Below are 25,430 nucleotides of genomic sequence, written 5' to 3'. Positions count from 1 at the left end.
GCCGTGCGTTCGTCGGGCCCGAGGTGTCCTAGGCCCGACGTTCTCTAGGCATTGCCGAGGATGCCAGCAACCCGCCAATCTCCATTATGAGGACACCGGCGTCGAAATTGTAGGTCGGCGCGCGCACCAGAAGCTGGCCGAGGCTCTGGTAGGCCTCGATGATCGCGAGTTGCTGGCGCCCGGCGGTTTCGCCCAGTTTGGCCAGAAGTACGGCGCGCGCGAGCTCAATAGCCGCCAGTTGGCGATCACGCGCCGGCCGCATCCCCATTTCACGAGCGAGGCCGCCACGTAGCGCATAGTCACGGTCGCCGTTCTGGAGAATCCGCACCATCAGATCGTGGATGGCGCCAAGGTCCTGCGCCACGAATGTCCGGGCAAGTCCTGGCGAGCCCTGGGCCGCGCGAATGGCCGCCTGGCGGGCTGCATCGTCCGCTTCGGGCGCCTCGCGCGCGAGCATGGCGCCGAGCGCGTCTTCACTCAGCGGTGCAAAGCGCAGAACGCGGCAGCGTGAGCGAACGGTGGGCAGAAGACGTCCAGGCTGGTGGGCAAGCAGCAGGAAGTAGGTCCCTGCAGGCGGCTCTTCCAGCACCTTGAGAAGCGCGTTGACGGCGCCCTTTTCCAGATCGTCAGCCGGATCAACAATGATCGCGCGGCGATCGCCCAGCGTCGGACGGGTCGCGAGCTTGCGGATCATCTCGCGCACCTGGTCGACCGAGATGTTGCGCTTGGTCTGGTAGGGTTTGCCGTCCGCCTTCTTCTTGGCGTCGTCGTCACTTGCCGGAAGCGGGGTCAGGACATGGATATCCGGGTGCGCTTCTGCGTCCATCTCACTTCTGGGCAGATGGCCGACAAGTTCGCTGGCCGCCGCGCGGGCAAAAGCCTTCTTGCCAAGGCCACGTGCCCCGGCAAGAAGCCAGGCGTGGTGCATGCGCTGCGAGCCAAGGGCGCGCATCCATTCTTGCCAGGCGGCATCCTGGCCCCAGAATTCACCTGTCGTCATTTTCCCGCTCCTTCGCACAAGGGGGCGATGGCTTCGAGAATGCGCGCGTGGATCTGCTCGGGCGTACCGTTGCCGTCGATGCGGGCGAAACGCTCTTCATCAGCGTCGGCCAGCGCGCGGAACGTGGCCGCGACACGGTCGTGGTAAGCCTGTTCGCGCCCGCCGATCCGGTCCGAGCCTTCGGTGTCGCGCAAGGCCAGGCGCCGCACCACTTCCTCGGCGGCCACCTCGACCAGCAAGGTGACATCGGGAAGCAGCCCTTCGCTTCCGAAGGCGTGAAGCGTCAGGAGATCGGTGTCGGAGACGCCCCCTCCTCCGCCTTGATAGGCACGACTGGAATCGAGATAGCGGTCGCAGACGACCCAGGCTCCCCGTTCCAGCGCCGGACGGATCAGGCGCGCGACGTGATCGGCCCGGGCTGCGGCAAAGAGCAGTGCCTCGGCGCGTGCCCCCCAGCCCGCCGTATCCCCTTCAACGCCATTGAGAAGAAGGCCGCGAATGGCTTCGGCTCCCGGAGTCCCGCCCGGTTCGCGGGTCGTGATCACCTCGAGCCCGCGTGCGCGCAGGGCTTCGGCCAGGAGGCGGGCCTGGGTCGACTTGCCGGCCCCTTCCCCGCCTTCGAGCGCTATGAATCGTCCTGTGGTCATCGGAAAATGTTGATAAGCCCGTTGCGCAGCCTGTCCAGCGTACCGGCCTTGGCGACGTCGGCTCCGGCGAACAGAGGCACATGGCCCGGGGCAAGTCCCTCGACCGCGATTTCCAGATCGCCCACCCGGTCTCCCTTGGTCACCGGCGCCTTAAGTGGCCCCTGGTAGTGGACCGTCAGCGTCACCTTGCGTCCTGGCGCATTGGCGGGAAGCGTCGCATGAACCTCGCGGTCGGTAACCAGCGGAACTGACAGTTCGGCACCGTCCTGAACCTTGGCGTCGGTCACGCTCTGTCCCATGTCGAAGAGATGGCGCGCGCTCCAGTCGGAGAAGCCCCATTCCAGAAGGTTGCGCGCCGCTGCGTCCCGGATGCGGTAAGTCGGCGATCCGGCGAGCACCATGACGAGGCGGCGCCCTTCACGCTCGGCCGTGCCGACGAAGTTGTAGCCCGCCTCCAGCGTGTAGCCGGTCTTGATGCCGTCCGCGCCGGGTACGATGCCCACCGTGGGGTCGTGGCTGCGCATGACGACATCGCGCCACTTGTATTGCTTTACGCCCGAGAATTCGCGGTAGAGCTTGGGATGGCGCATGATCATGGCATCGGCCAGTTTCACCATGTCGCTGGCGGTGACGTAGGTCTGCCCCTCGTCCATCCAGCCATTGGGCGTGTTGTAATGGCTGCGGCTCATGCCGATGCGCTTTGCGGCCGCGTTCATCATCTCGACCCAGGCCGACACGCTGCCGGCATAGCCCTTGGCCAGCACAATGCAGGCATCGTTGCCCGAGGCCGTCATCACGCCGTGAAGCAGTTCTTCGGTGGTGGGCCGGTCGTTGCGGGTGATGTACATGGTCGAGCCCTTGGCCCACCATTCCTTCTCCGTTTCCGGATCCATCTGGAAGCGCCGGTCCAGCGGCAGGCGCCCGGCGTCGATCTCCTCGAAGGCGACGAACGCAGTCATCACCTTAGTCACCGAGGCGGGCAGGAAGGGAATGTCCGGCCGGCGCTGTTCCAGAACCTGCCCTGATCCCAGATCGACGAGCATGCTGACGGGGATCTGGGCCAGTTCCTCGGGTGGTTTCGGGTTGCTGGGGGCGGCATGGACCTGCGTGGCAGCCGCCAGCGCGACACCCATGGCAAGCACGGCACGTTGCGCGCGTGCAAACGAACGATAGGACTTCAAGATCCGCTTCTCCGGCGCGCCCTGTCCCGGCGCGATGCTAGGCCTTTTGCAAAGGGAGAACGGCGAAGATTGCCGCCGGGCGAGCGACCCTGACTTCTCGCGTCAGTCCCGATGCAGGATTCGGGCGTCGTTATAGCCAGCCTTGCGCGCCGTCTCCAGCGCCGCTCCCGCTTTTGCACGGTTGTCAAAGGGGCCCATGCGCACGAGCCAGAAACGCCCGGGTTTCTCGACGAAGCCGTCGAGTGTCTGCGCGAGCTTGCGGGCATTGGGTTCGACCGAAAAGGCCCCCACCTGCACCACGAAACCGGAGGCTGCGGGCGCAATCGGGGCTTTCGCAGGAGATGGTGCCGGGGAGACTGGAGTTGCAGGCTTCGCCGATGCCGTCGGCGATGGAGCCGTAGCGCTTGTCTGTGGGCTCGGGCCGGGCTGCGGCGCGAGCCTGGGCTCTGCTGCGGGCGCGGGAAACGCAGTCGCGAACGCGGTGGCACTGCCCTGCCCCATCATCTCGGGCGACAGCTTGGGCGGCGTGGGTGGGGTCGAGGGAGGAGGCAGCAGTGGCGACTGACCCGCCAGCTTCTTGCGCAGTACCTCCAGCAAGCCTTGGGGCGTATCCATCCGGCGCGGAGCTTCTCCACCCTGGCGCAGCGCGGCACGTTCGGGTTCGGGAGGATTGACGCGGCGCACCCGGACGGGGGTATCGGAACCGGGCGAAATACCCAGCTGCCGCGCTGCCCCACGAGAGAGTTCGATCAGGTGCGAATTGGCCAGCGGCCCCCGCTCTTCCAGGCGTACGAGGATGGTGCGCCCGCTTTGCAGGTCGGTGACTTCGACATAGCTGGGCAGTGGCAGCGTCTTGTGCGCGGCTGTGACACCGGAGGTTTGCGCATCCGCCACCGACGCCATGCCGACCGCATCGTAGTTGAGCTGGTCCCGGGGCGTCCAGACGGTCCCGCCGATGGTGAACGGCTCCCCGATCACGACCGGGTAGTCGGCGGCAGGGCCGGTGCGCGCGGAATTGGTGTCCTGCGCCAGAACATGAGGCGCAAGAACGCTCCCCGCAAGTCCTCCAAACAGCGCCAGCGTGCGCTTAACGGGCAATCTCATCTGCAAGCAATCCGACCGAGAGGGCGTAATAGTTCGAGCAGTTGTACTGCAGGATCACCCGATAATTCCCGGTTAACAGGTAGGCTGGCGTGCCCGGGCCGTCCGGTTGGAACAGCGAGGCGAGCACCTCGTCACCCAGTGCGGACTGCGGCTGAACGCCAAGCGCCTTCCACTGCGAGACCGGCATCCACTGCGAGTGGCGCGCGTGGACCCGGTCACAGGTGGGTGCCTCAAGCTTCGTGTCATAGCGGTCGAGCGAAAAGCCGGAGGGCACCGAGGCACGCACACCCCAAGGGCGGCCCGGGCGCCAGCCCGCGTCCTGGAAATAACGCGCGATCGAGGCCAGCGTATCGGCCGAGCTGTTGAAGATGTCGATGGTGCCGTTGCCGTCGCCATCAGTGGCGAGGCGCAGGTAGACGCTGGGCAGGAACTGCGGATTGCCGATGGCCCCGGCCCAACTTCCCTTCAGAGTGGACGCTGGCACGCCCCTGTCGATCATCTTCATGAGCGCGATGAGTTCGCCCTCGAAAAGCTCGCGGCGGCGCCCTTCCCAGGCCAGCGTCGCCAGCGAACGGGCGGTATCGAAATTGCCGGTATAGCCGCCGTAATTGGTCTCGTGGCCCCAGATTGCGAAGAGCACGGAGGCCGGAACGCCGTAGCGCCTCTCGATGCCGGGAAGGATCGAGGCCAGCCCCTGATACTTGGCGCGGCCACGCGAAATGATCGAGGAGCTCAAATGCCGTGACAGATAGCCGGACATGGGCGGCGGCGTGTTCGAACGCCCGGGCTGTGCGGTGTCGAGTTCGATCACGCGCTGGTTCGGGGTCAGTCCGCTCAAGGTCCGGGAAATCGTCGCCTCGCTGACACCCTCGCTTCGGGCATGCCGTGCCACGGTCTCCATATAGGCCGGGAAACTCTCCGCCTGCGCACAGGCCGTGACACTGGGAAGCGAAACAAGCGTCGCCGTCGCCACAAGTGCGAGGGGGACAGAGCGAAGGGAGCGGAATCGGAATTTCATTACCCTTGGTTTTCGCACAAGGCTGTGCGTTTGCAAACCGGCCCACTGCGCCTTCCCACGCAAATTGCCGCAAGCCACCAGGCTTTGGTCGTGCAACTTGGCCCTCACCAGGCTGCAACGCCAATCTCGCACAATTCCACCTTGCACTCCGCGCACGTTTCTCTATGCGCAAGGCCAGTGCGGACAGGTGGCCGAGTGGTTTAAGGCAGCGGTCTTGAAAACCGCCGTGGGTGCAAGCTCACCGTGGGTTCGAATCCCACCCTGTCCGCCAGTTCTTCAATAAAAACAATGCCTTCGGTCGCACTTATCTGAATTGGCCAACATAACGGCCAACAATGGAGTGCAATCCATGACGCGCATCACCGCATCGCCTGAAACACTGATGAACCAAGCTGGAATGACGGTTGAGGTCTACCTCAACCAAGCACTTCGCTTGACGGCTCGGAATTTTGGCGACGAATTTGCTGAGAACAATCCGGAATTTGTCAGCCAACTCGTAATGGCAATGGCCTCTGACTACGGCCATTCCATTGTCGCCGCAGCGATCAGTGATTTGGCCGAAGTTATCGAGAATAAGCGCCTGCAAGATTAAGCGCTGCGCGAGAATTCCACGAACATTGAACCGGAGTGCTGAATATGCAGATTTCAGACGGCGAACGCCTTATCGCTTACATGCTCGCTGAGTTGATGGAAAAATCTGGGGAACAATTCGATATTGACCCCGCATTCATCAAAAGCGCTCTTGCAAATCAGGATGAGTGGGCAATCGAATGGAAGTGCCCTGGCATTTTCGGCGGCGATCCAACTGAGCAAGAGGTCATCGATGAAACTTGCAAAATTCTGACGATGTGGAGGGTAATAGATAATTCTATTGATCAAATTCCCGAAGAGCAATTGCCCGAACTCCCTGATGAGTATTTGAGGCAGTTCGAGGGATTCGATCTTAACAATGACCCGCACTATTCAGTGGCGGAGGTACTAATAGAGCAGCTGGACAGATTTCAAGAGCGAGCAGGCATGGGCCTAAATAGTCATAGTTCGGGGTCGCTCCCGCGTTATCGGGCCTTGCTCGAACGATTTGATGCGATCCGCGAAGGGCAAATGGGGCCTCTTTCGATCGAACAGCTGAACTACATTTTCAACAACTGAAAGAGCGAGAAAAACCAACCCCCGATCCCGGCGGAAGGATCGGGGGTTAGCGTTTACCGCGCGGACCAAAGGAAGAAAGCGGCGCGGCAAATTCAGCAGGCAGCGGCACCTCGGACACTGAGGATTGCCGCAAGCAGCTTCGCGGACCCTTCTTGCATATCCCGGCGCCGACGCCTCATCTCGCCATCCGTGATACGATAAGCACCGATGATCGAAAACACGCGGTCCTCGGGCATATTCAGGTCGCTCGAAATCCGCTCGACGGTAGCCCCGGCGTCCCACCGATCCATGATCGCCCGTTCCTTGATGTTGAGCGTACTCACGGCAGCACCGGCAGCTTGTGGGCAAGTTCGGCCCGTTCGGCTTCGCTGAGTGCCCACAGAGGGGCGCAGAGCAGAGGATAGGCGTCAAGGTCCACAGCATCGGCCCCGAGGCGCTGCACAGCGTCCGCAATCGGTTCGTCGGCGTCGTCCAGGCCAACGACGGCCAGCGGCGGCAATTCGACGCCTGCCTTCTTGGTGATGTGAATGAGCCGGTTCGGCATGTGAACCTGGGATGCGGGCGCGACCATTTCGATTGGGCCAGTGCTGACGCCTTCGGCCTGCGCGGACGACACGAACAGCGGCAAGGCTTCCGCGTCGAAGTCCGTGCGCGGCGGCAGGCTGAAATCGTAAGGGACAATCGACGCATAGCGCCCGGTGAGGATCGTTCCCCACACGGGCGCCTTGCGCGAGCGCGAAGACAGCGACAGCCAAGTTGCGAGTTCGCCAAGCCGGGTCTGCGCGAGCGTCATGGTCAAATCTCGACGCGAGTACGAACGTACTTGTCGGCCAGAACGCCGCGATATAGCGAGCGATGCATACGCTGGATAACGTCGCCGTACTTCGCTGCAACCCCGTCGAGTTCGATGGACTTTTGCAGGTTCGCATACGCATTGGGAAGATAACGCTTCACCGCATCTTCCCGAAGGTTCCAATGAACCTTTTCGTTAAGGCCAAGCAAAATGCGCGGAGAATGCACGACGACCGAAGCGACCTCCTGGCTTTCGTTCATCAGATCGCGGATTGTAGCCGTCTCGCCCTTCTTGGCGAGATCGCGGACATATGCGCGAAGTTCGCCGTGAATGGCCTGCCGCTCCAGCTTCGTTTCGAACGTTGCGTCAATGTCAGCGGAGGCGCTTTCGGTCAGAGCGCTTGCTCGACGCTCAATGAAGCCCTTCGTGGCGACAAGCACCTTTTCCGTCTTCTGCGCGATCTGACGGGCGACATGATGCTTTTCGGCTTCGGTGCGCGAAGCGTCGTCAGGCAAACGCGACACCTTTTCGATGCCGTCAACGACAATTCCATGTGCGCGGCGAATGGACGCAGCCGTCTCAATGTCGTGCTTGGAAGGGTCGCCAAGCGAGATATTGAGTTGGTGCGGCAGCACCATCATGCTCATGAACTTTTCAGCTTCTTCGGATTGGACAAGACCGGGCATTTTCAACTTCCTTTGTGAGAATGGTTCGCAGCAATTGCGCGGAGTTCGATTTGCTGCGTTCGAAACCTTGCCCGGAATTCGTCCGCCGTCCGGTAAGCCCGGATGACGAGAAATTTATGCTCTTTGGGGATTGGCCCCCAGCGCCTGCGGAACTGCTCAAGAGCCGTTTCGCGCGTTTCATCATGGTAGCAATTGAGAACGTTGGGGACGCGGCGCCCCTTGTTTTTGCGCGCTTCAAGCTTGGCTATGCGGCGAAGCAAATCCTTGATCATCGCTCGCCTGCCTCCAGCGCAGCCAGCCGCTTTTCGAGATCGCCGCCTTCCATGAGCCGCGCCAGGATCGAGAACGCATTGGCATAGCGGCTGAGGTCCTCGGTCTTGTACTTCCCCGCCAGCGTTCCCCGAATGAGCCGCGCCAAGGCCCGCTGCACGTCATTGACGTTTTCCAGGCGCAAACGAACCACCTTGGGCGTTTTGCCGGGGGTCGCGACCTCAGCGGCGGAATTCGGCTGCTCTGAAGTATCGGTCGGGCGGAACATAATACACCTAAGAACTACTTATGGGGCGACGACAGGCCCGATACTGCCGCAACCCGCCATACCCGTCAACAATAAAGTTTCAATAATTAACTATACGATGAACTAAAGCGTCAATTGTTCAGCATTAATGTTCACAATTAAGTTCGGTGATTGCGAGAAGTGGACTTTTGCAACTTCGATTTGGGATTGCGGCATCATAAGTCTGTCGGAAGTGGCACCTCTGCGGCGACGTTCACGATTAATCTCTGCGCGAACATCATTCGCAGCGAAATATCGAACGGCCAGTTTGATTATCCCGCTATCGTCGATTTGCTGTAAAGTTTCTGAACTATGAAGAACTCTGATGTATGCTTGCTGCAATGCTGCATCAAAATTGCGAAAATAGCTTTGGGTATGCCAATGCAATTGCATCGCGCAAATATGTTCGTTTCTTCGGTAATCCATAACGACTTTCGAAGGTGCGCATTTCGAAAGCTGATAAAGGAATATATCGGCGGCAATCCTACCTTCACTTTCGAGAAAGCATTGGCTGCGAGCCAACACGCTATCACTGCATAAGAGATACTGGCAGGTGAGCCACTCTTCAGCGTTATGCGCTTCGCACTCACCATTGCGGATTGCCCACACTTCAGCAGCGTCGATCAACTTCAGGACAATGGGATGCGCTTTGGGGTTGAACGGCAACGGTTGCGACGCTGGCACCAACTTTCTCTTCGCCATTTTCAACGTTCCTTCGTTATGATGTTGGCCGAAATGAGGGCCGCAACGTCGATTGCGGCAAATTCTGTATTAATTTCTGTCATATTGTGCGGAATGTTACTCCGCCAATATGCCCACAGCAGGCATTCAGGCTGGCCCGCCCCGCTCCTGTGGGCGGGCGCCAGCCCTAGGGGGTATGGGGGACACTGCGCGCACAAGTTGCACGGGAGTTGCGCGGGGAGTTGCACGGAAGCTGTGCGGGGTGCTGCGCGGAGTTGCACGCTAGCTGCACGGGAGTTGTGCATAGCTGTGCAGGTCATTTCGGCACCGCGCATAGGGTCAACGTCTCACGCCGGTTGATCCTCACCGATGCCTCCCGGATGCGGCCCGCTGCCATCAGCCGAACCATTGCAAGCTTGAACCCGCCTTCGTTCGTGCCCCCTGCCTGTGGGTGCTTCGCCATCAGGCGCGGCGCATACCGGGTTGGCGATTGGTACTGCGGTGACAGCGCCGTGCCCTTCGCTTCAAAGTCCGCCAACAGTTGCAGGAACAGTTCGTCGGTTGCGTTCTCGGCTAGCTTCTTGTGCTGAGGGTCGGCGGAGATATGACCGGAAGCGACGAACGCGCCCGTCTTCCACTCAAGAACCACTTGCCCGCCTGTGGTGCCGTAATTCGCCTTCATCGTTTCGAGAATGCGACCATTCGCGTTGGCTTCGTGCTTCTTCAGGTAGAGGCGCGACCGCACGCTGTTATTCCAGGCCGTGGAGCCTGAGAGGCCCGAGCCGTTGTTCATGCCGGTCAGCGACGGGTGCGCCAGCAACAACACGGCAGCGTCGAATTCGAGGGCGAGGCCGCGCAACATGCCCACAAACTGGCGAACCTGCGCGCGGTTGTTCTCTTCGCCGCCGAACAGGTCGGCCAAGGTGTCGAGGACGATCAAGGCAGGGCGCCGCGCTTCAATTTCTCCCTTGAGCGCGGCGAACCTCGCTGTGGGCTTGAGTGCCCCGTTTCGACCGTCCGTTGCCGTAAGCAGCGCGTCACCGCCAGCGAGCGGCCAGATGGCCAGCCGCTGCAACTGCTCCGGTTCGATGCCCTCACTGCGGCCAATGTCGATTAGGCGGCGATGGACTTCTTCCGTATCGTCTTCGGCAGTGAGGAAGAAGCAGCCCCCTTCCCTCACGCTCGCACCAAGCCACGTTCGCCCCGCAGCGGTCGCGACAGCAAGCTGAAGCGCCAAGAGGCTCTTGCCGGTGCCGCCGTCGCCACTCAGCAGTGTTACGGTGCGACCTGGGATCATATCCGGCACATGCCAAGGGCGCGGCATTGGCGCCTTGCCCGCAAAATCACTGGCGAGGATCACCGGAAAAGCTTCCATCGTGGCAGCGAGTTGCGCGGCTTCGGCTTTCTCGTCCTGCTTCTTCTTCATAGCCAGGAAGTCGAATTCGACCTTTGGCAACTCCCTGTCGAATGCACGGTTTATCGTCGACTGCCGGTAATCGTCGCGGGTCAGCGTCTTTTCCCGTTGCCCCTGTGGGCTTGCCAGCCAAAGCCGCTCAATCTGTTCCGGGTCCTTGGTGTAGAACGCGAGCATATTCACCAAGGCTTGATCGATGGCCGAACCGGATTGATCACCGCTCAGGTCGGAACCGTCGCCGTTCCACAGGCGCAGGAACTTCTCGCCGTTGGCTGCATTTGCGGCGCGCTCATAAATCGCCGCGTCTTCTTCGCTTGCTGCGGCGAAATGCTCGCTAGCGTCCACGTCAGCCGATGACGGGCGGAGCAATCCCCACAGTTCGTGAAGCTGCGGGCCGCAATCCGTAATCGGCGCCTCGCGATGCACGTTGCCGGTCATCGTGAAGTATCGTTCGCGGGAATAGATTTCGATGGTCCCGCGCCGCCGTCCGCTCGTCACGTCGCCGCGCACGATGATGTGCAGGCCACGGCCAGACGGGCTTATTTCCTGATAGGTCGGGAATTCGACAGCAATCCGCTTTTCAGTTTCGCCGTCGCCGTCGAGGTCAATGCCGGTGAACGGGTCCACATCGGTGAAGACGAAGCCAATGCCGTCGATGCCGTCACGTTTGGCGAATTCGCAGGCATCCTCGAAAGATACCCAATCAGCCGAATTCGTGACGCTTGCCAACCTGCCGGTCGCAGGGTTGACCGGGACCTTCGTAGGCTTGCTGCCGCGCTGTTCGTACTTCCAGCAAACCCACTGTGGGAATTCCCGCATTTCCTGCGGAATTCGTTCGTATGTCATGAAGATTAATCCGCCGAGAGTTGGGCTTAGGACGCGGCAAGCGCCTTCGAATTTGCCCGGTTCCTCTCTAGTTCCGCGACCAATGCGCGGATTTCATCGTCGGTCTTGCCCGCGATCCTGGCGGCAATGACAGCCTGCACCGCATCACAGGGCCATGCAGAGGCGCGGCCCAACTTGACCGGCTTGGGGAACGTGCCCCGCTTAATGTCGCGATAGAGGGTGGGACGTGCCAGCGCGGTTGCTGCCATCACGTCAGGCATTCGGAGTAGGGTTTGCATTGTTCGCTCCTGAACATCAGTAGATGCAGGAAGACGTAAACCCGCCCCGAAAATCAGTCGTGGGGAATAACCTTTACGATGATTTCAATTTCAGCACTCGCAATTTAATGCGGCTAGTTATGTCTCTAAGCCTGTTGTTTCGAGTTTCACTATCGAAGTGATGAATGCAGCCAGCGTATTCGGCAAGGTAATGCTTTGCCGCTTCGCGTTCACTTGCGAAGGCTCCACCAATTACGGCGTTTGCGGCAATAGTGTCGAGTTCGGCAAGGCGCTCATCCTTTGGGCGCCCGCCCTTATCCTTTGGTCCCGGCAGAAAGCCGGACGCGAGCAGCGGGAATTGGTCCATCAGGCAGCCCCCTTCAGCGACACGACGTTACCGCCAACGGCATCGGCGCTGGAGCAACGCTTTGCCCATTCTTCCATAAGCTTTACCCGCTTCGGAAACAGTGTGCCGCGCTGGTAAGCGGCTTCGGCTTTGTCTGCGATCTGGTGTGCAAGAGCGTGTTCGATGACTTCGCGAGGAAATGCGGTGGTTTCGCCCGCCCAATCGCGGAAGGTGCTGCGGAAGCCGTGTTGCGTAAGGTCGGCATAGTCCATTCGCTTGAGGACTGCGGTTAGGGACATGTCCGACAGCTTGCCGCCACGCGGCGCCGGGAACACATAGTCGTTGCCTTTGATCTTCACGGCTTTCTGCGCCGCCACGATGGCAACCGCCGCTTCCGATAGCGGCACATGGTGTTCCTTGCCTGCCTTCATGCGCTCTGCGGGGATTACCCACAGCTGGGCTTCAAGGTCGAATTCGTCGAACTTGGCAAGGCGCACCTCTTGCGACCGCGACGCGCAGAGGATCGCGAAGTGCAGCGCCTTGGCTGCAACGCCTTCGCGCTGCGTCAACTCAGCCATGAATGTCCCGATTTTCGCGTGGGGAAGTGCCGCATGGTGCCCGCGCGTCAGCTTCTGGCGCTTCGACAGCGAGTGTTCCAAGTTGCCCTTCCACGCGGCGGGATTGTCGCCATCGCGATAGCCGTTGACCTTCGCCCAATTCAGGATCGTTTCAATACGACCGCGCAGGCGGCTGGCTGTTTCGTTCTTGGTGTTCCAGATGGGCCGCAGCACATCGAGAACCAAGCCGCGATCAATGGTGCCCACAGGGAGAGGCCCCAGCTTTGGGAAAGCGTAAGTCTTTAGCGTTGCCATCCATTGCAGTTCGTGCTTTGCACTCTTCCACTCGCCACGCTTATCGGCAACGCAAAGGTCCGCGCATTCTTTGAACGTCTTGGCCTTGGCGGCGTCTATGAAGGCGGCTTGGGCCTCAGCGCGGACGGCCTCTCGCACCGCCGCTGTGGGCGAAACGACCGCGCCTGTCTCTCGGGCCATCCTGCGCAGTTCGCGCGCTTTGGTGCGAGCCTCAGCGAGCGACAGGCCATCTGCCCTGCCCGCTTCCTCATCGGTCATGCCGACCTTGCCGTTGTATGGCCCCAAACCAATGTCGCGGCGCTTGTCGCCTACCTTGATGCGCAGCGCCCACGACTTCGTGCCGCCCTCCAGGCGCAAATGTAGGCCCGCGCAGTCGCTCGGGCCGACCATGACCCTCCGGTTCTTTTCACCATCCGCCTTGAGCCTCTCAACGGCTGTGGCGGTCAATTCTTTCGCGCGCTTCGGCATACCTGCTTCCTTGGCCAACGTACCGGCCAACATAAAAGCGGATATTGGGGGAGCCGTCAAGAGTCGCCGGTAGACGTGAAATCCACCAAAAGTGGCTTAAATCCTGAACTATCCTAGACTTTCATAACCGTCCGTAGACGTAGTTATGGCAGACACCCTGTCCGCCAAACTTTTCCCGCCCCTTATGCAAACCCATGCTGCCAGAAATATGTGCTCAGGCCGACTTTGCGTGTTCCTCGCAAGCGGTTTCCCTGCGCACCTTGCGCAAGAGCCACATCGCCCAGATGAAATTCGGGAGCACCATCAGCAGCGGGAATACAAATGCGCCCGCCCCCAGAGGCGCGACTTCCGGGGGCGAAGATGCCGACGGATCTCCCCTCGTCGCGCCAGCCACCCCCATCAGGAAGATCACCCCGTCCCAGAGCCAATGGTAGATGATCGCCGGCCAGATCGAGCCTGTACGCAAGACGATGGCGATAAAGATCATTCCGCTCATCGCCGCGGTGACCGATTGCAGAAGAGCCCCGCCCCAATCGCCGGTATTGACCCCATTCAGCGAGTGAACGGCTCCGAACAGAAGGCTGGTGACGATGATGGCGGGCCAGATCCTGAGGCTTTCCAGCAAGGCCCGGAAGAGGATACCGCGAAACATCACTTCTTCCGAAAAACCCACTAGGAAGGTGTTGAACAGAACGTAGAGCGTGACCGTTCTCGAGGGGAAGCCCGTCAGCGCGATCAACGAACTGATCGCGAGCAGGAGCACAACGGGAAGCCACATCACCGCGAACACGGCGTGTGGCGCTGTGAATTTCAGGTCGTTCCATCTGAAAAAGGCAATGGCTGCAAGCAGCAGGGCCGACGCACCAACGAACTGCCACCCGATGCCGTTCTTCACCAGTTCTTCAAGGCCAGCTTCCTCTCCGCCGAGCAGCCACTTGGCGCCGAGCAAAGTGACAAGCACCCAAAGAGCATAGACCCCCAGGCTCTGCACGAGACGCATTTTCATGCCAGATCCCTCCTGTTCACGGCAACGGACAGCAGGCGAGACCGATTCAACCGGCTGAGCATGCCTTCAGCCTGAAACGGATTTGCAGATCAACTTTCGCTCTGACCCGTGCAGTCAATGCCATGAAAATAGCATGTAATGCGGCAACAGTGAAATTTTCCATCAGCGCTTTATTCTTCTGCCTTGGGGCCCAATACGCATTCCTGGCAGGGGTCAACTTTCCGCACCTTCCCCGCGTAGGTCACGAAGCCAAGGCTTGCGCGGGGCGAGCGCATCGCGCACACCAAGGGCATGAGCACCCAAACCAGCTGTCCTACGCCCGAAGCGCCCGCCTCCGCCGCGACGACCGACCTGACCTCCGGCATGGTGCGCATCGAAGGAGGCACCTTCACCATGGGCTCTGAGGATTTCTACCCAGAGGAAGCCCCCAGGCGGCAGGTCCGGGTGGACAGCTTCTGGATCGACGAAGTTCCGGTCACGAACCGTGAGTTTGCGCGCTTCGTGGAGGCGACCGGTCACGTGACGTTTGCCGAGATCGCACCTGACCCCAAGGACTATCCGGATATGCTTCCGGGCATGGACAAGCCCGGATCACTGGTCTTTCGCAAGACCAGCGGGCCTGTCGACATGGGCAATCCCGGCAACTGGTGGCATTTCGAGTTCGGTGCGGACTGGCGCCATCCCCTTGGTCCCGGCGCCGACATCGATGAGCTCGGGCTCTGGGATCATCCGGTCGTCCAGGTCGCCTACAGCGATGCCGAAGCCTATGCGAAGTGGGCTGGCAAGGAATTGCCGACTGAAGCCGAGTTCGAATACGCCGCACGCGGGGGGCTGGACGATGCCGCTTATGCCTGGGGTGATGAGCTCGCGCCAGATGGACAGATGATGGCCAATTACTGGCAGGGCCTGTTCCCCTTCGCCAACACCATGGCCGATGGCTGGGAGCGGACCTCGCCTGTGCGCAGCTTTGCGCCTAACGGCTACGGGCTCTACGACATGATTGCCAACACCTGGGAGTGGACCTGTGACTGGTGGTCGCAGAACCCGGGCGCGGCGGCGCTGGCAAAGAAGAGCAAGGGCAGCTGCTGCACCATTGCCAATCCGCGCGGCGGCAAGCTCAAGGAAAGCTTCGACCCGGCGCAACCCAAGATCAGGATCGGACGCAAGGTGCTGAAGGGCGGCTCGCACCTGTGTGCAGCGAACTACTGCCAGCGCTACCGCCCGGCCGCGCGCCATCCCGAGGCGATCGACAGCTCGACCACGCACATCGGCTTTCGCTGCGTCGTGCGCGGGGTCTGAACCCGGCGAAGCCGACCGGGCTGGCAGGAGCGACCTGCCAGCCCGGCTCACATGATTAATCCGCTCAGGGCTTCAGGTGAGTCTCGAAGAAGTCGAGCGTGCGCTCCTGCACGTCGATCTGGTGCGCGCGCTGCTGGATGGAGTGCCCCTCGCCCGGATAGTAGACGAGCTCCACCGGCTTGTTCAGCCGCGTGAGGCCAGTGTAATACTGCAGCGACATGTCGGGCGGCACGCGGGTGTCCGCCTTGCCATGCAGCAGCAGAACCGGCGTTTCCACCTTGTCGAGCAGACGCACGGAGGACACCGCATCGAGATCGGCAAGATGCTCCTGCGCCTCTCCGAAGTAGGCGGCCGAGAAATCGGGAATGTCGGTCGTGCGGGCGAGAACCGCCATGTCGACCGGGGCTGCGCCGATCACCGCCGCCTTGAAGCGATCCGTCTGCGTCACGCTCCAGGCCGACATGAAACCGCCATAGCTCCAGCCGCCAATGCCCAGGCGCTCCGGATCGGACGTGCCATCGGCCACCAGCTTGTCGATGCCGTCCATCATGTCCTGATAGTCCGCGCCGCCCCAGTCGCTGCCGACCGCGCGGGCAAACTCGGTGCCTTGGCCGTCCGAGCCGCGGATGTTGGGAAGCAGTACGGCGTAACCGTGGGTTGCGAGCATCTGCGCCCATTCATGCCAGCTTCCCAGCCAGCCCGACCACCAGGCCCATTCCGGGCCGCCGTGGATCTGCACGACCGTGGGAAGCGCTGCCTTGCCGTCGTATCCCGGCGGGGTGACGAGAACACCGTAGATGGTGCGGCCATCGACCGTGCTGGTCCAGGAGACCTCGCGCACGTCGCCAATGGTCCAGTCGGCAACCTGCGGGTTGATCCGGGTAATGGCCGTGGCCTCTCCGCTGGGCGTCAGCGTCCAGATGTCGGACGGGCGCTCCGGGCTGCTCAACGCAACGGCAATGCGCTGGCTGCCGGCGTCGAAGGCCAGATCGTGCGCTTCCCCGTCGAGCTGGGCCAGCGTGTTGATATGGCCGTCCAGCTTGATCTGGACGACCTTGGAGCGGGTCGCCTCGAAGGTCGTCGCGAGGATCGAGCGGCTGTCCGGCGCCCAGCTGAAGTGGGTGAAGAGACCGGGATACGGATCGCCCAGCTTCAGCGTCTCGCCACGGGTGAGGTCATGCACGCGCACGGCCGATCCGATGGGGTTGTCGCCGTGAACGACCGAGGAGAGCAGCTTGCTTCCGTCAGGCGACCAGCTGATCGGACCGCGAGAATGGGCAATCAGGGTTTCGCCAAGCTTGCCGCTTTGCGGATCAAGCAGCGCGACACCGGTGCCGTAGAAGAAGGTGTTGATGTCGGTGTTGTCCGCCGTGCTCACCGCGATGTGCGAACCATCGGGCGACCAGGCCAGTTCCGAGATGTTGAGGCCCTCGGGCGAGACCCGGCGCGCATCGCCTGTCTCCAGATCGAGGATCCACAGACGCGTGAAGTGGCCCGGCTCGCCGTAGACGACTTCGTCGCGGCCCGCCTCGGCGTCGGCCTGCTCTTCGGGTGTTTCGGGATCGGCCGCGAGGAAGGCAAGACGGCGGCCATCGGGCGCGAACGCCAGCTTGGTGACCGAGCTGCGCAGGGCCGTGAGCGGGATGGCTTCACCGCCATCGACCGACATCATCCAGGCCTGCGTCGTCCCCTTTGCCTCGCCCTTCCCGGCCCGGGCGCCTTCGACCTCGGTGGTGAAACGGAATTCGGTGTTCTCGTCCTCGATCAGCGGATTGGCGCGGTCGGAGAGGAAGGCGACGCGCTGGCCATGCGGGGCCCACTGCGGCGCCGTGCTGACGCCCTTGGCTCCGGCGAGGAGCCTGGCAGGCCTGCGGCCATCGGTCGGGACGAGCCAGATGGACTGGCGCTGTGAGCCTGCCGTCGCGATCTGGTCGGTCACGGTGTAGAGGATGCTCTGGCCGTCGGGCGACATGGTGATTTCACGCATGTCCTTGAGGCCCACGATATCCTTGGGCGAGATCGGGCCGCCCTGTTCGGCCTTCGAGGTCTGTTCGGATGGCTCGGAAGGAGCGGCAAAGGCGACGGCCGGCCCCATCGCCAGCACGGCGGCGAGGACGGAACGGATCATGTAGTGCATTGGCGTACCCTTGTGGCGCCCCGGCTTCGTTGCGCAGCCTTGGCTGCGACGGGGCGCCCCGCGCATAAGACCGAACCTTACGCGATGGGAAGGGTAAGTTGGCGTTTTCAAACAGATCGGGCGTCTTGTTCACAAGCTTGCGCCGATCCTTCCCCGGATGAAATCGAAACGCTCATGCGCAATTGCGCACATGACACGTCGCACTGTGTGCACTAGGAATTTACGCAAGAGGGGGAGAGTGCAGAAGGTGGACAACTCAAGCCAAGTCGCGCCAGGCGTCGGCCCAGCACCCGATCGCCTCCAGGCGCTACGGACACCGCGATGAGCCTGTCCAGCGCCATATTCGCCTCCCTGGGGCTGGTCCTGATCCTCTTTGCCGTCGCAGCAACGGTGGAGCGCATGGCGCGGCGCGGACGCCTGCAGCGCCGTGCCCGGCGCGGGGCCTATACCCTTGCGCTCGGCGTCTACTGCACCAGTTGGACCTTCTACGGATCGACCGGCACCGCGGTGCAATCGGGCTGGGCCTTCCTTCCGATCTATGCCGGACCGATCCTGCTGCTGCTGCTCGCACCGGGCTTCCTGCATCGTCTGGGTCGCGCGGTACTGCAGGAGCGCGCGACGACCGTCTCGGACTTTATTGCCGCGCGCTTTGGCCACGACATCGTGGTTGCCCGGCTCGTTACGCTGATCGCGCTTCTGGGGAGCATTCCCTACCTTGCCTTGCAACTCCGCTCCATCGGCAATGCCCTCTCTCTCGTATCGGGTTCCGCGATTGCCGTCCCGGTCATGATCGCGGCCAGTGTCCTGCTGACCTTGTTCGCGCTTCTGTTCGGCGCGCGGCGCTTCGAACTGGCGGGCCGCAGCGAAGGCCTGCTCTTTGCAATCGGGCTCGATTCCGCGTTCAAGATCGTCGCGCTTGGAGTGGTGGCCGTTCTGGCGGTCATCTTGCTCGCAGATGCGGAGCCGGCGCGCATTGCGACCGGGGCCGCACAGATGCGCGCCAATTTCGCTCCCGGGAACATCAGCCTTGATGTGATGACAGTCCTCCTCGTCTCCATCTTTGCCATCGTGGCGCTGCCTCGTCAGTTCTACATGAGCTTTGTCGAGGCGCGCGCGGAGGATGACATGCTGCGCGCGCGCCATGGCCTGGCGGCCTATCTGGCCGCCATGGCACTGATGATCGTCCCCATCGCTCTTGCCGGTCACGCCCTGCTTCCGGAAGGGACCTCGCCCGATCTCTACGTGCTGCGCCTGCCCGATTGGGTCGGATCCGAACTGGCCCTGGCCGCCGCACTCCTTGGCGGCGTGGGAGCGGCCGCCTCGATGGCTATCGTGGATACCACAGCGCTTGCGACCATGGTGTCGAACGACCTGCTCGCACGAGCCGTCTTTGCCGCCCCGGGAGCTGACGCAAGGCGTCAATCGGCCGGAGGGATTGGGCGGCGTATGCTGGCGCTCCGGCGCCTCTCCATCGCGGCCATCATGGCGCTTGCGCTGGCCTTCGCCCTTCTCGTGAACCGTGACCAGTCACTGGCCTCGATGGGTCTTGTCGCCTTTGCCGCCATGGCCCAGTTCACGCCGCACCTGATCCTTGCCACCAACGGCCGGGACCGCGATCCCGTAGCCGCGCGGGCAAGTCTGGCCGTCGGCCTGGTCGTCTGGGCCTACACGCTGGCCCTGCCCCCGATCCTTCCGGCAAGCTGGACCCTGTTCTTGGAGAGCGGCCCGTTGGCGCCGGAACATCTTTTCGGCATCGCGGCGACGAGCGCCTTTGTCCACGGCGTGCTCTGGAGCCTGGGGCTGAATCTGGCCGTCTATGCCCTCATCGCCGCACGCAAGATGCCGGCGCCTGCCCTGCCCAGCCTCTTTGCCCCCTCGCACCGGGTCACGAACCTGGGCGAACTGGAGCAGTTCGTCGCCAGCTTCATCGGCGAGGAACGGGCCCTTCGCGAATTTCCCTCCGGCGAACATGGCCAACCTGTCGATCGCCGCACGGCCCACCGCGCCCAGGCCCTGATCGGCGAGGTCGTAGGCGCGGCCTCGGCCCGAACCCTTGTCGCCTCGGCCCTTGCCAGCGGACAGATGTCGATTGCCGATGTCACCCGCCTGCTCGACGAGGGTGGGCAGTCGCTGCGCTTCTCGCGCCAGCTTCTAGCCGCAACCTTCGAGAACATCGATGCCGGGATCAGCGTGGTCGATGCCGAACTCAATCTCATCGCGTGGAATTCACGCTACGAGGAAATTCTGAAGTATCCGGCCGGGCTGGTGCGTGCGGGCATGCCCATCGAGATCCTCATCCGTCACAACGCCGAGCGCGGCGATTTCGGTTCGGACGATGTGGAAGCGGCCATCGCGCGGCGGCTCGATCATCTGCGTGCGCGGCAGAGCCACAGCTTCGAGCGACGCCGCGACGATGGCCGCGTGGTCAAGACCGTGGGCGGCCCGATGCCGGGCGGCGGCTACGTCATGTCCTTCACCGACGTGACCGAGGAAGTGCGCGTGCGCGATGAATTGGAACGCACGCTGGCCGAGCTTGAACAACGGGTTGAGGAGCGCACCCACGAAGTACGCGAGGCCAACCGCCTGCTCGCCCGCGCGACACAGGACAAGACGCGGTTCCTCGCCGCGGCCAGCCACGATCTTCTCCAGCCGCTCCATGCCGCCCGCCTGTTCACCGCCGCGTTGGGGCGCAAGGCACAGGCCGACGTGGAACCCCTCGTCGGGCGGGTCGACAGCGCCATCGTCGCGGCCGAGGAACTCCTGCGCGCACTGCTCGACATCTCGCGCATCGATGCAGGCGGCGTCATCCCGGACCCCGAACCCGTCGCCCTCGCGCCCTTTCTCGCCGATCTTGCCGAGAGCTTCCGGCCAAGTGCAGAGGCGAAGGGGCTGCGCCTCAAGATCGGCTCTCTCTACGGGCAGGTCGAGACTGATCCCGGCCTGCTGCGCTCGGTCATGCAGAACTTTCTCTCCAACGCCATCCGCTACACGCAGCGTGGCGGGGTCGTCCTGGGCGTGCGGACACGGGGCGACTGGCTGCGTATCGACGTCGTCGATACCGGGGTTGGCTTTCCGCAAGAGGCCGCCGAGACGATCTTTGGCGAGTTCACGCGGCTCGGCACGGTCGAAGCCGAGGGTCTGGGGCTGGGCCTTGCCCTGGTCGAGCGGATCGTGCGCCTTCTGGGCGGCCGTATGGAGGTCTCGTCCAACGAGGGGCGCGGAAGCCGCTTCAGCCTGCTGCTCCCGATGGCGGAAACCGTGGGCTCTCCCATGCATGAAACGTCCTTGCCACGCGCGATCACGGGCCCTGTTGCACGCCTGGCCGTGCTGGTCGTCGACAACGATTCCCGGATTGTTGAAGCGACGGTCGCCCTGGTCGAGGAACTGGGCCACCGTGCCGTTGGCGTCACAGGCGTAAACCAGGCCCTGCCCTATGCGGGTGAGATTGACGCGGTCCTTGCCGACTACCGTCTGGACGGAGACGAAACCGGTATTGCCCTGATCGAAGCGCTGCGGGCCATTCGCCCTACCCTGCCCGCCGCCATCCTGACAGCCGAGCCGCAAGGTCCGGTTCGGCCTGCTGCCGAAGCGCTGGGCGTACGGGTTCTCGCCAAGCCGGTGGAACCCAGCCTTATCGAGGCTTTTCTGGCCAGTGTTTCAATGGCTGAGGTGCAGCCCCAGTGAGCGCGCAACCAGTGCAGCCTGGGTGCGGTTGCTGACATCGAGCTTGCGCATGATTGCGGTCATGTGTGCTTTCACGGTCGCCTCGCTGACGCCCAGGCTATGCGCGATCTGCTTGTTGAGCTGACCGTCGAGAACGGCCAGAAGCACCTTGAGCTGGGTCGGTGTGAGCCCTGCAACGCGTTCGCGGATCGGATCGAGATCGCTCGGCTCGTCCTGTTTGCGCGGCGCCGGGGCCGCTCCTGAGAGCGCCGCCGCAATCGCCGCTTCGATCTCGGAAAGGTCAGCATCCTTGTGAAGGAAGCCCTTGGCCCCGAAGGCGCGTGCCTCTTCGGCGGCGCTCGCGCCTTCCGCGCTGGACACGACAAGGATCGGGACATCCGGCCGCTCGGCATGGAGCAGCGCGATCCCTGAGAAGCCGACCGCTCCCGGCATCTTGAGGTCCAGCAGGATCAGGGCAAGATCGGGGTGAGCCGCAACAGCACTCGAGGCGGCCACCAGGGTGCCCGCCTCGACGATCTGCGCATCGGGAGCGACCTGCCCTACCGCCAGGGCAAGGGCCTGGCGGAAAAGCGGGTGATCATCGGCAATAAGGACGCTGCGAGTCATCCTCCGTGCCTAGCACCGGCCTTTGCGCCCTGCATCCCTCTTGTGGCCCTCTCGTGGCCAGCTCGATCAGGCGGTGGCTGGCTGGGGTCGGTTCTCGATCAGGTTGTCGACCACCGAAGGGTCCGCCAGCGTCGAGGTATCGCCCAGGCTCGAGACGTCGTTCTCGCCGATCTTGCGCAGGATGCGGCGCATGATCTTGCCCGAACGGGTCTTGGGAAGGCCGGGGGCGAACTGGATGACATCGGGCGTTGCGATGGGGCCGATCTCATGGCGCACCCACTTGATGAGCTCGCGGCGCAGGTCTTCATCCGCCTCGACCCCGCTATTGGTGGTCACGAAGGCATAGATGCCCTGTCCCTTGATCTCGTGCGGCATACCGACGACGGCGGCTTCGGCGACCTTGTGATGGGCGACAAGCGCGGACTCGATCTCGGCCGTGCCCATACGGTGCCCCGAGACGTTGATGACGTCATCGATGCGCCCTGTGATCCAGTAGTAGCCGTCCTCGTCACGGCGACAGCCGTCGCCGGTGAAATAGAAGCCCTTGAACGTGCTGAAATAGGTCTGGAAGAACCGCTCATGATCGCCCCACACGGTGCGCATCTGACCAGGCCAGCTGTCGGCGACGACAAGGCAGCCTTCACCCGCACCGGTCATCTCCTTGCCGTCGTTGTCGAGCAGCATGGGGCGCACGCCGAACATCGGCTTGGAGGCCGAGCCCGGCTTGAGGTCGGTCGCGCCGGGAAGCGGGGTGATCATCACGCCGCCCGTCTCGGTCTGCCACCAGGTGTCGACGATGGGACAACGTCCTTCACCCACCACGTTATAATACCAGGACCAAGCCTCGGGGTTGATCGGTTCACCCACCGAACCCAGCACCTTGAGGCTCTTGCGGCTGGTCGCCTTCACGTAGTCGTCACCCTCGCGCATCAGCGCGCGCAGAGCGGTCGGGGCTCCGTAGAAGATCTCGACCTCGTACTTGTCGACGATCTGCCAGAAGCGGCTCGCGTCCGGGAAGCTGGGCACGCCTTCGAACATCACCGTGGTCGCGCCGTTCATCAGCGGACCGTAGACGACGTAGGAGTGGCCCGTAACCCACCCGATGTCGGCCGCGCACCAGTAGATCTGCCCCGGACGATAATCGAAGACGTACTCGTGCGTCATCGAGGCCCAGACTGAATAGCCGCCAGTGGTGTGGAGCACGCCCTTGGGCTTGCCCGTCGATCCCGAGGTGTAGAGGATGAACAACGGATCTTCCGCGTTCATTTCCTCCGGTGTGCAGTCGACCGACTGCTCGGCAACGCTCGTTGCCCAATCGATGTCGCGGCCTTCGACCATGGGCACGTCCGCACCGGTATGGGCAAGCACGATGACAGTCTCGACGCCGGGGCAGTCCTCCAGCGCCTCGTCGACATTGGCCTTGAGCGCCACGCGCTTGCCGCCGCGTAGGCCCTGATCGGCGGTGAGCACGATGGAGCTGTCGCAGTCGGTGATGCGCCCGGCCAGCGCGTCGGGCGAGAAGCCGGCAAAGACGATGGAGTGGATCGCACCGATGCGCGCGCAAGCCAGCATCGCGACAGCCGCTTCGGGCACCATCGGCAGATAGATCGTGACGCGGTCGCCCTTCGAGACGCCGCGCGCCTTCAGAAGGTTGGCAAAGCGGCACACGTCCTCGTGCAGCTGGCGGTAGGTGATGCGGCGTTCCGGGTCCTTGGGATCGTCCGGTTCCCACAGGATCGCGATCTGGTCACCGCGTTCGGCAAGATGCCGGTCGAGCGCGTTGGCCGAAAGGTTGAGCGTGCCGTCGGGAAACCAGGAAATGCCAAAATCGGCCTCGTGGAAGCTCGTCTGCTTGACCACGCTAAAGGGCTTGATCCAGTCGATCCGCTGCGCCTCGTCGCGCCAGAAACCTTCCGGATCGTCGAGAGAGCGCTGGTACTTATCCATGTAGGTGTCTTGGTTGATGAGCGCATTCTTTGCCCAGTCCTCAGGGACGGGATAAAGGGCCTCGACCATGGGTATCTCCTCTCCGGTATGTTGCGCGCCGGTTAATCCGGGTTTGAGTGTCCTCTAGCACATTCCACGTTCTCCACCGACATTAGACAATGGTCGTAGTACTGCGCCAAAGGTCGGGATGGTGCCCGTCTCTCATCTTGCAGAACATATCAGGGCCCGGGCACGTTCCCAAGAGAATGGACACGGCCGGGGCACTGGAGGAGAGGAGAGATGTCCATGAACAGGCGCTGGACCTGTGCCCTGCTCGCGGCGACGAGTCTGGCGGCCCCGCATGTGGCCCAGGCCGCGATCACCGAGCGCGAAGCGGCCCTGGAAGCCCGGCTTGAGCGGCTTGAGGCCGAGATGCAGCAATTGCGGGCGGACCTCGCCGCTGCGCGCGAGGATCAGGCCGCCGCCGACACCCGCACGCAGGAAGCGCTGGCAAGCGTTACCGCCCAGAACGCCGAAGTGGCGACCCGCGTCGCGGCTGCCGAAACGGCCCGCCCCAAAACCGAAAACGGCTTCACCGTCGGCGCCACCCGCTTCACGCTAGGCGGCTATGTGCGTGTCAACGCGATTGCCTCGCGCTGGAGCGAGGGCGATGTCGGTGTCGGCGCGTTGGGTAAGGAGTTCTACCTTCCCCAGCACATTCCCGTGGGCGATGCGCCGTCGAGCACCGACATGACCATGATGGCCCGCCAGACCCGCTTCTCGCTAGGCGCCGCAACGCCCGTTGGCGACAAGGAGATCAAGGGCTACCTGGAATTCGACTTCGCGCTCGCCACCGCACCTGCGGGCGCGCAGCGTGCGACAAACCCCTACACACCGACCTTGCGCCGCGCTTTTCTGCAATACGACCATTGGCTGATCGGACAGGAGTGGTCGACGTTCCAGAACACCGCGGTCCTGCCAGAATCGACCGACTTTGCAGGGCCCATCGAGGGCACTGTATTCAACCGCCAGACGCAGATCCGCTACACCACCCGGCTCAGCCCCGCACTGGAGCTGGCGGTTGCATTGGAGAACCCGCAGACCGAGATCCTGTCCAGCGCTTCACCAGGTTATCTCGATCTCGACGAGGACCGCCTGCCCGATCTGGTCGGTCGGCTCAACTGGTCCAGTTCGCTGGGCAATTTCACCCTGGCAGGCATCGTGCGCGAGCTGCGCTCGGAATTGGGAGGCGATAAGCACACCGCCGCAGGCTGGGGCATCTCGGGCTCGGGCAAGATCCCCTTCGGTCCCGACAACCGCCACGATCTGCGCTTCATGGCAACCTATGGCCAGGGCATCGGGCGCTACCTCGGGCTCGGCTTCGTAGGCGACGTGATGCAACCCCAGGCGGGCGCCGAACTGGCCGTCATCGACAATTTCGCTGCGCTCGCCGCGCTCAAGTTGGGATGGGGCGGCACCCTGCGCTCGACCTTCATGGGCGGCTACCAGAGCGCCAGTTACCCCGGCGGCCTGCTGGTCCACGACATGGCCAACAAGCGGGCCTGGAGTGCGGCGGCCAATCTGTTCTGGACGCCGGTCGAGCATTTCGACGTCGGCGTCGAATACCGCCACGCGCTGCGGGAGACGGTGTCGGGCGCGGACGGCGCGCTCGACCGCATGGAGTTCGCCGCCAAGTACAGTTTCTAAGAGGGACAACACGCGGCTGCCCGGCCCATGCTTAAGGGGACCGGCGG

General features: G+C 62.8%; 24 protein-coding genes and 1 tRNA gene. 6 read left to right on the top strand and 19 right to left on the bottom strand.

The window, feature by feature from the left end:
• Positions 1 to 28 precede the first annotated feature (28 nt).
• The 5 genes from MTR65_RS04350 to MTR65_RS04330 all read right to left on the bottom strand — a co-directional run bounded on the left by MTR65_RS04350 (position 29) and on the right by MTR65_RS04330 (position 4,950).
• Positions 29 to 1,000: a DNA polymerase III subunit gene (locus tag MTR65_RS04350; protein WP_243797423.1), complete on the bottom strand. Its 972-nt coding sequence runs from the start codon at positions 998 to 1,000 to the stop codon at positions 29 to 31.
• Positions 997 to 1,647: a dTMP kinase gene (gene tmk, locus MTR65_RS04345; protein WP_243797421.1), complete on the bottom strand. Its 651-nt coding sequence runs from the start codon at positions 1,645 to 1,647 to the stop codon at positions 997 to 999. The genes MTR65_RS04350 and tmk overlap by 4 nt, the downstream gene beginning before the upstream one ends.
• Positions 1,644 to 2,828 carry a D-alanyl-D-alanine carboxypeptidase family protein gene (locus MTR65_RS04340; RefSeq protein ID WP_243797418.1) on the bottom strand — a complete coding sequence of 395 codons (1,185 nt, stop codon included), beginning with the start codon at positions 2,826 to 2,828 and terminating at the stop codon, positions 1,644 to 1,646. Before MTR65_RS04340 ends, tmk begins: the two co-directional genes overlap by 4 nt.
• Before the next feature lie 102 nt (positions 2,829 to 2,930).
• The gene (locus tag MTR65_RS04335; RefSeq protein ID WP_243797415.1) at positions 2,931 to 3,932 is read right to left on the bottom strand and encodes an SPOR domain-containing protein; all 1,002 of its coding nucleotides are present in this window, start codon (positions 3,930 to 3,932) and stop codon (positions 2,931 to 2,933) included.
• Entirely contained in the window at positions 3,916 to 4,950 is a 1,035-nt protein-coding gene (locus MTR65_RS04330; protein ID WP_243797413.1) for a lytic murein transglycosylase, read from the bottom strand. The genes MTR65_RS04335 and MTR65_RS04330 overlap by 17 nt, the downstream gene beginning before the upstream one ends.
• A gap of 181 nt (positions 4,951 to 5,131) precedes the next feature.
• Here MTR65_RS04330 and MTR65_RS04325 point away from each other — a divergent pair.
• From MTR65_RS04325 to MTR65_RS04315, 3 genes are all read left to right on the top strand, one after another.
• A tRNA-Ser gene (locus tag MTR65_RS04325) sits at positions 5,132 to 5,221 on the top strand.
• Between the two features lie 78 nt (positions 5,222 to 5,299).
• Positions 5,300 to 5,542, top strand: coding sequence for a hypothetical protein (locus MTR65_RS04320; RefSeq protein WP_243797411.1), 243 nt, complete (start codon positions 5,300 to 5,302; stop codon positions 5,540 to 5,542).
• Between the two features lie 44 nt (positions 5,543 to 5,586).
• The gene (locus MTR65_RS04315; protein WP_243797409.1) at positions 5,587 to 6,099 is read left to right on the top strand and encodes a YfbU family protein; all 513 of its coding nucleotides are present in this window, start codon (positions 5,587 to 5,589) and stop codon (positions 6,097 to 6,099) included.
• A 92-nt stretch (positions 6,100 to 6,191) separates the two neighbouring features.
• Here the strand turns inward: MTR65_RS04315 and MTR65_RS04310 are convergent, their stop codons facing one another.
• From MTR65_RS04310 to MTR65_RS04260, 11 genes are all read right to left on the bottom strand, one after another.
• The gene (locus MTR65_RS04310) at positions 6,192 to 6,422 is read right to left on the bottom strand and encodes a hypothetical protein (protein WP_243797406.1); all 231 of its coding nucleotides are present in this window, start codon (positions 6,420 to 6,422) and stop codon (positions 6,192 to 6,194) included.
• Positions 6,419 to 6,892: a hypothetical protein gene (locus tag MTR65_RS04305; protein WP_243797404.1), complete on the bottom strand. Its 474-nt coding sequence runs from the start codon at positions 6,890 to 6,892 to the stop codon at positions 6,419 to 6,421. The genes MTR65_RS04310 and MTR65_RS04305 overlap by 4 nt, the downstream gene beginning before the upstream one ends.
• 2 nt (positions 6,893 to 6,894) lie before the next feature.
• A complete protein-coding gene (locus MTR65_RS04300; protein WP_243797401.1) occupies positions 6,895 to 7,578 on the bottom strand; it encodes a hypothetical protein in 684 nt (227 codons plus the stop codon).
• Between the two features lie 2 nt (positions 7,579 to 7,580).
• Positions 7,581 to 7,850: a hypothetical protein gene (locus MTR65_RS04295; protein WP_243797398.1), complete on the bottom strand. Its 270-nt coding sequence runs from the start codon at positions 7,848 to 7,850 to the stop codon at positions 7,581 to 7,583.
• Positions 7,847 to 8,116, bottom strand: coding sequence for a hypothetical protein (locus MTR65_RS04290; protein WP_243797396.1), 270 nt, complete (start codon positions 8,114 to 8,116; stop codon positions 7,847 to 7,849). Before MTR65_RS04290 ends, MTR65_RS04295 begins: the two co-directional genes overlap by 4 nt.
• A 102-nt stretch (positions 8,117 to 8,218) precedes the next feature.
• Positions 8,219 to 8,836 carry a hypothetical protein gene (locus MTR65_RS04285; RefSeq protein WP_243797394.1) on the bottom strand — a complete coding sequence of 206 codons (618 nt, stop codon included), beginning with the start codon at positions 8,834 to 8,836 and terminating at the stop codon, positions 8,219 to 8,221.
• A 295-nt stretch (positions 8,837 to 9,131) separates the two neighbouring features.
• Positions 9,132 to 11,075 carry a phage NrS-1 polymerase family protein gene (locus tag MTR65_RS04280; RefSeq protein ID WP_243797392.1) on the bottom strand — a complete coding sequence of 648 codons (1,944 nt, stop codon included), beginning with the start codon at positions 11,073 to 11,075 and terminating at the stop codon, positions 9,132 to 9,134.
• Between the two features lie 26 nt (positions 11,076 to 11,101).
• Complete coding sequence (locus MTR65_RS04275; RefSeq protein WP_243797389.1) at positions 11,102 to 11,353, bottom strand: helix-turn-helix transcriptional regulator; 252 nt, start codon at positions 11,351 to 11,353, stop codon at positions 11,102 to 11,104.
• A gap of 73 nt (positions 11,354 to 11,426) precedes the next feature.
• A complete protein-coding gene (locus MTR65_RS04270; protein WP_243797387.1) occupies positions 11,427 to 11,699 on the bottom strand; it encodes a hypothetical protein in 273 nt (90 codons plus the stop codon).
• Complete coding sequence (locus MTR65_RS04265) at positions 11,699 to 13,018, bottom strand: tyrosine-type recombinase/integrase (protein ID WP_243797385.1); 1,320 nt, start codon at positions 13,016 to 13,018, stop codon at positions 11,699 to 11,701. Before MTR65_RS04265 ends, MTR65_RS04270 begins: the two co-directional genes overlap by 1 nt.
• 214 nt (positions 13,019 to 13,232) lie before the next feature.
• Positions 13,233 to 14,024: a CPBP family intramembrane glutamic endopeptidase gene (locus MTR65_RS04260; RefSeq protein WP_243797383.1), complete on the bottom strand. Its 792-nt coding sequence runs from the start codon at positions 14,022 to 14,024 to the stop codon at positions 13,233 to 13,235.
• A 363-nt stretch (positions 14,025 to 14,387) separates the two neighbouring features.
• Here MTR65_RS04260 and MTR65_RS04255 point away from each other — a divergent pair, with 363 nt between their 5' ends.
• Positions 14,388 to 15,323 (top strand): formylglycine-generating enzyme family protein, encoded by a 936-nt coding sequence (locus MTR65_RS04255; protein ID WP_243797540.1) that lies wholly within the window; start codon positions 14,388 to 14,390, stop codon positions 15,321 to 15,323.
• A gap of 64 nt (positions 15,324 to 15,387) precedes the next feature.
• Here MTR65_RS04255 and MTR65_RS04250 read toward each other — a convergent pair whose 3' ends face one another.
• Positions 15,388 to 17,451 (bottom strand): S9 family peptidase, encoded by a 2,064-nt coding sequence (locus tag MTR65_RS04250; RefSeq protein ID WP_243797380.1) that lies wholly within the window; start codon positions 17,449 to 17,451, stop codon positions 15,388 to 15,390.
• A 330-nt stretch (positions 17,452 to 17,781) separates the two neighbouring features.
• Between MTR65_RS04250 and MTR65_RS04245 the strand changes: the two genes are divergently transcribed.
• Positions 17,782 to 21,144 carry a PAS-domain containing protein gene (locus MTR65_RS04245; RefSeq protein ID WP_243797378.1) on the top strand — a complete coding sequence of 1,121 codons (3,363 nt, stop codon included), beginning with the start codon at positions 17,782 to 17,784 and terminating at the stop codon, positions 21,142 to 21,144.
• Here the strand turns inward: MTR65_RS04245 and MTR65_RS04240 are convergent.
• A complete protein-coding gene (locus MTR65_RS04240) occupies positions 21,118 to 21,750 on the bottom strand; it encodes a response regulator transcription factor (protein WP_243797376.1) in 633 nt (210 codons plus the stop codon). The genes MTR65_RS04245 and MTR65_RS04240 overlap by 27 nt on opposite strands.
• A gap of 66 nt (positions 21,751 to 21,816) precedes the next feature.
• Positions 21,817 to 23,766: an acetate--CoA ligase gene (gene acs / locus MTR65_RS04235; protein ID WP_243797374.1), complete on the bottom strand. Its 1,950-nt coding sequence runs from the start codon at positions 23,764 to 23,766 to the stop codon at positions 21,817 to 21,819.
• Between the two features lie 210 nt (positions 23,767 to 23,976).
• Here acs and MTR65_RS04230 point away from each other — a divergent pair, with 210 nt between their 5' ends.
• Positions 23,977 to 25,383, top strand: a complete 1,407-nt coding sequence (locus MTR65_RS04230; protein ID WP_243797372.1) for a DcaP family trimeric outer membrane transporter — start codon at positions 23,977 to 23,979, stop codon at positions 25,381 to 25,383.
• Positions 25,384 to 25,430: the final 47 nt, after the last annotated feature.

The organism is Novosphingobium mangrovi (assembly GCF_022818885.1).
Classification (GTDB): Bacteria; Pseudomonadota; Alphaproteobacteria; order Sphingomonadales; family Sphingomonadaceae; genus Novosphingobium; species Novosphingobium mangrovi.
Note: the sequence above shows the minus strand (reverse complement) of the source record. Positions and strands in the feature narration are given on the sequence as shown.

Coding starts and splice junctions, on each gene's coding strand:
- MTR65_RS04255 (WP_243797540.1), top strand. CDS start 14,388: ATGGTGCGCATCGAAGGAGGCACCTTCACCATGGGCTCTGAGGATTTC.
- MTR65_RS04290 (WP_243797396.1), bottom strand. CDS start 8,116: ATGTTCCGCCCGACCGATACTTCAGAGCAGCCGAATTCCGCCGCTGAG.
- MTR65_RS04330 (WP_243797413.1), bottom strand. CDS start 4,950: ATGAAATTCCGATTCCGCTCCCTTCGCTCTGTCCCCCTCGCACTTGTG.
- MTR65_RS04270 (WP_243797387.1), bottom strand. CDS start 11,699: ATGGACCAATTCCCGCTGCTCGCGTCCGGCTTTCTGCCGGGACCAAAG.
- MTR65_RS04250 (WP_243797380.1), bottom strand. CDS start 17,451: ATGATCCGTTCCGTCCTCGCCGCCGTGCTGGCGATGGGGCCGGCCGTC.
- MTR65_RS04335 (WP_243797415.1), bottom strand. CDS start 3,932: ATGAGATTGCCCGTTAAGCGCACGCTGGCGCTGTTTGGAGGACTTGCG.
- MTR65_RS04285 (WP_243797394.1), bottom strand. CDS start 8,836: ATGGCGAAGAGAAAGTTGGTGCCAGCGTCGCAACCGTTGCCGTTCAAC.
- MTR65_RS04350 (WP_243797423.1), bottom strand. CDS start 1,000: ATGACGACAGGTGAATTCTGGGGCCAGGATGCCGCCTGGCAAGAATGG.
- acs (WP_243797374.1), bottom strand. CDS start 23,766: ATGGTCGAGGCCCTTTATCCCGTCCCTGAGGACTGGGCAAAGAATGCG.
- MTR65_RS04295 (WP_243797398.1), bottom strand. CDS start 7,850: ATGATCAAGGATTTGCTTCGCCGCATAGCCAAGCTTGAAGCGCGCAAA.
- MTR65_RS04280 (WP_243797392.1), bottom strand. CDS start 11,075: ATGACATACGAACGAATTCCGCAGGAAATGCGGGAATTCCCACAGTGG.
- MTR65_RS04245 (WP_243797378.1), top strand. CDS start 17,782: ATGAGCCTGTCCAGCGCCATATTCGCCTCCCTGGGGCTGGTCCTGATC.
- MTR65_RS04240 (WP_243797376.1), bottom strand. CDS start 21,750: ATGACTCGCAGCGTCCTTATTGCCGATGATCACCCGCTTTTCCGCCAG.
- MTR65_RS04275 (WP_243797389.1), bottom strand. CDS start 11,353: ATGCAAACCCTACTCCGAATGCCTGACGTGATGGCAGCAACCGCGCTG.
- MTR65_RS04265 (WP_243797385.1), bottom strand. CDS start 13,018: ATGCCGAAGCGCGCGAAAGAATTGACCGCCACAGCCGTTGAGAGGCTC.
- MTR65_RS04315 (WP_243797409.1), top strand. CDS start 5,587: ATGCAGATTTCAGACGGCGAACGCCTTATCGCTTACATGCTCGCTGAG.
- MTR65_RS04320 (WP_243797411.1), top strand. CDS start 5,300: ATGACGCGCATCACCGCATCGCCTGAAACACTGATGAACCAAGCTGGA.
- MTR65_RS04230 (WP_243797372.1), top strand. CDS start 23,977: ATGTCCATGAACAGGCGCTGGACCTGTGCCCTGCTCGCGGCGACGAGT.
- MTR65_RS04305 (WP_243797404.1), bottom strand. CDS start 6,892: ATGACGCTCGCGCAGACCCGGCTTGGCGAACTCGCAACTTGGCTGTCG.
- tmk (WP_243797421.1), bottom strand. CDS start 1,647: ATGACCACAGGACGATTCATAGCGCTCGAAGGCGGGGAAGGGGCCGGC.
- MTR65_RS04300 (WP_243797401.1), bottom strand. CDS start 7,578: ATGCCCGGTCTTGTCCAATCCGAAGAAGCTGAAAAGTTCATGAGCATG.
- MTR65_RS04260 (WP_243797383.1), bottom strand. CDS start 14,024: ATGAAAATGCGTCTCGTGCAGAGCCTGGGGGTCTATGCTCTTTGGGTG.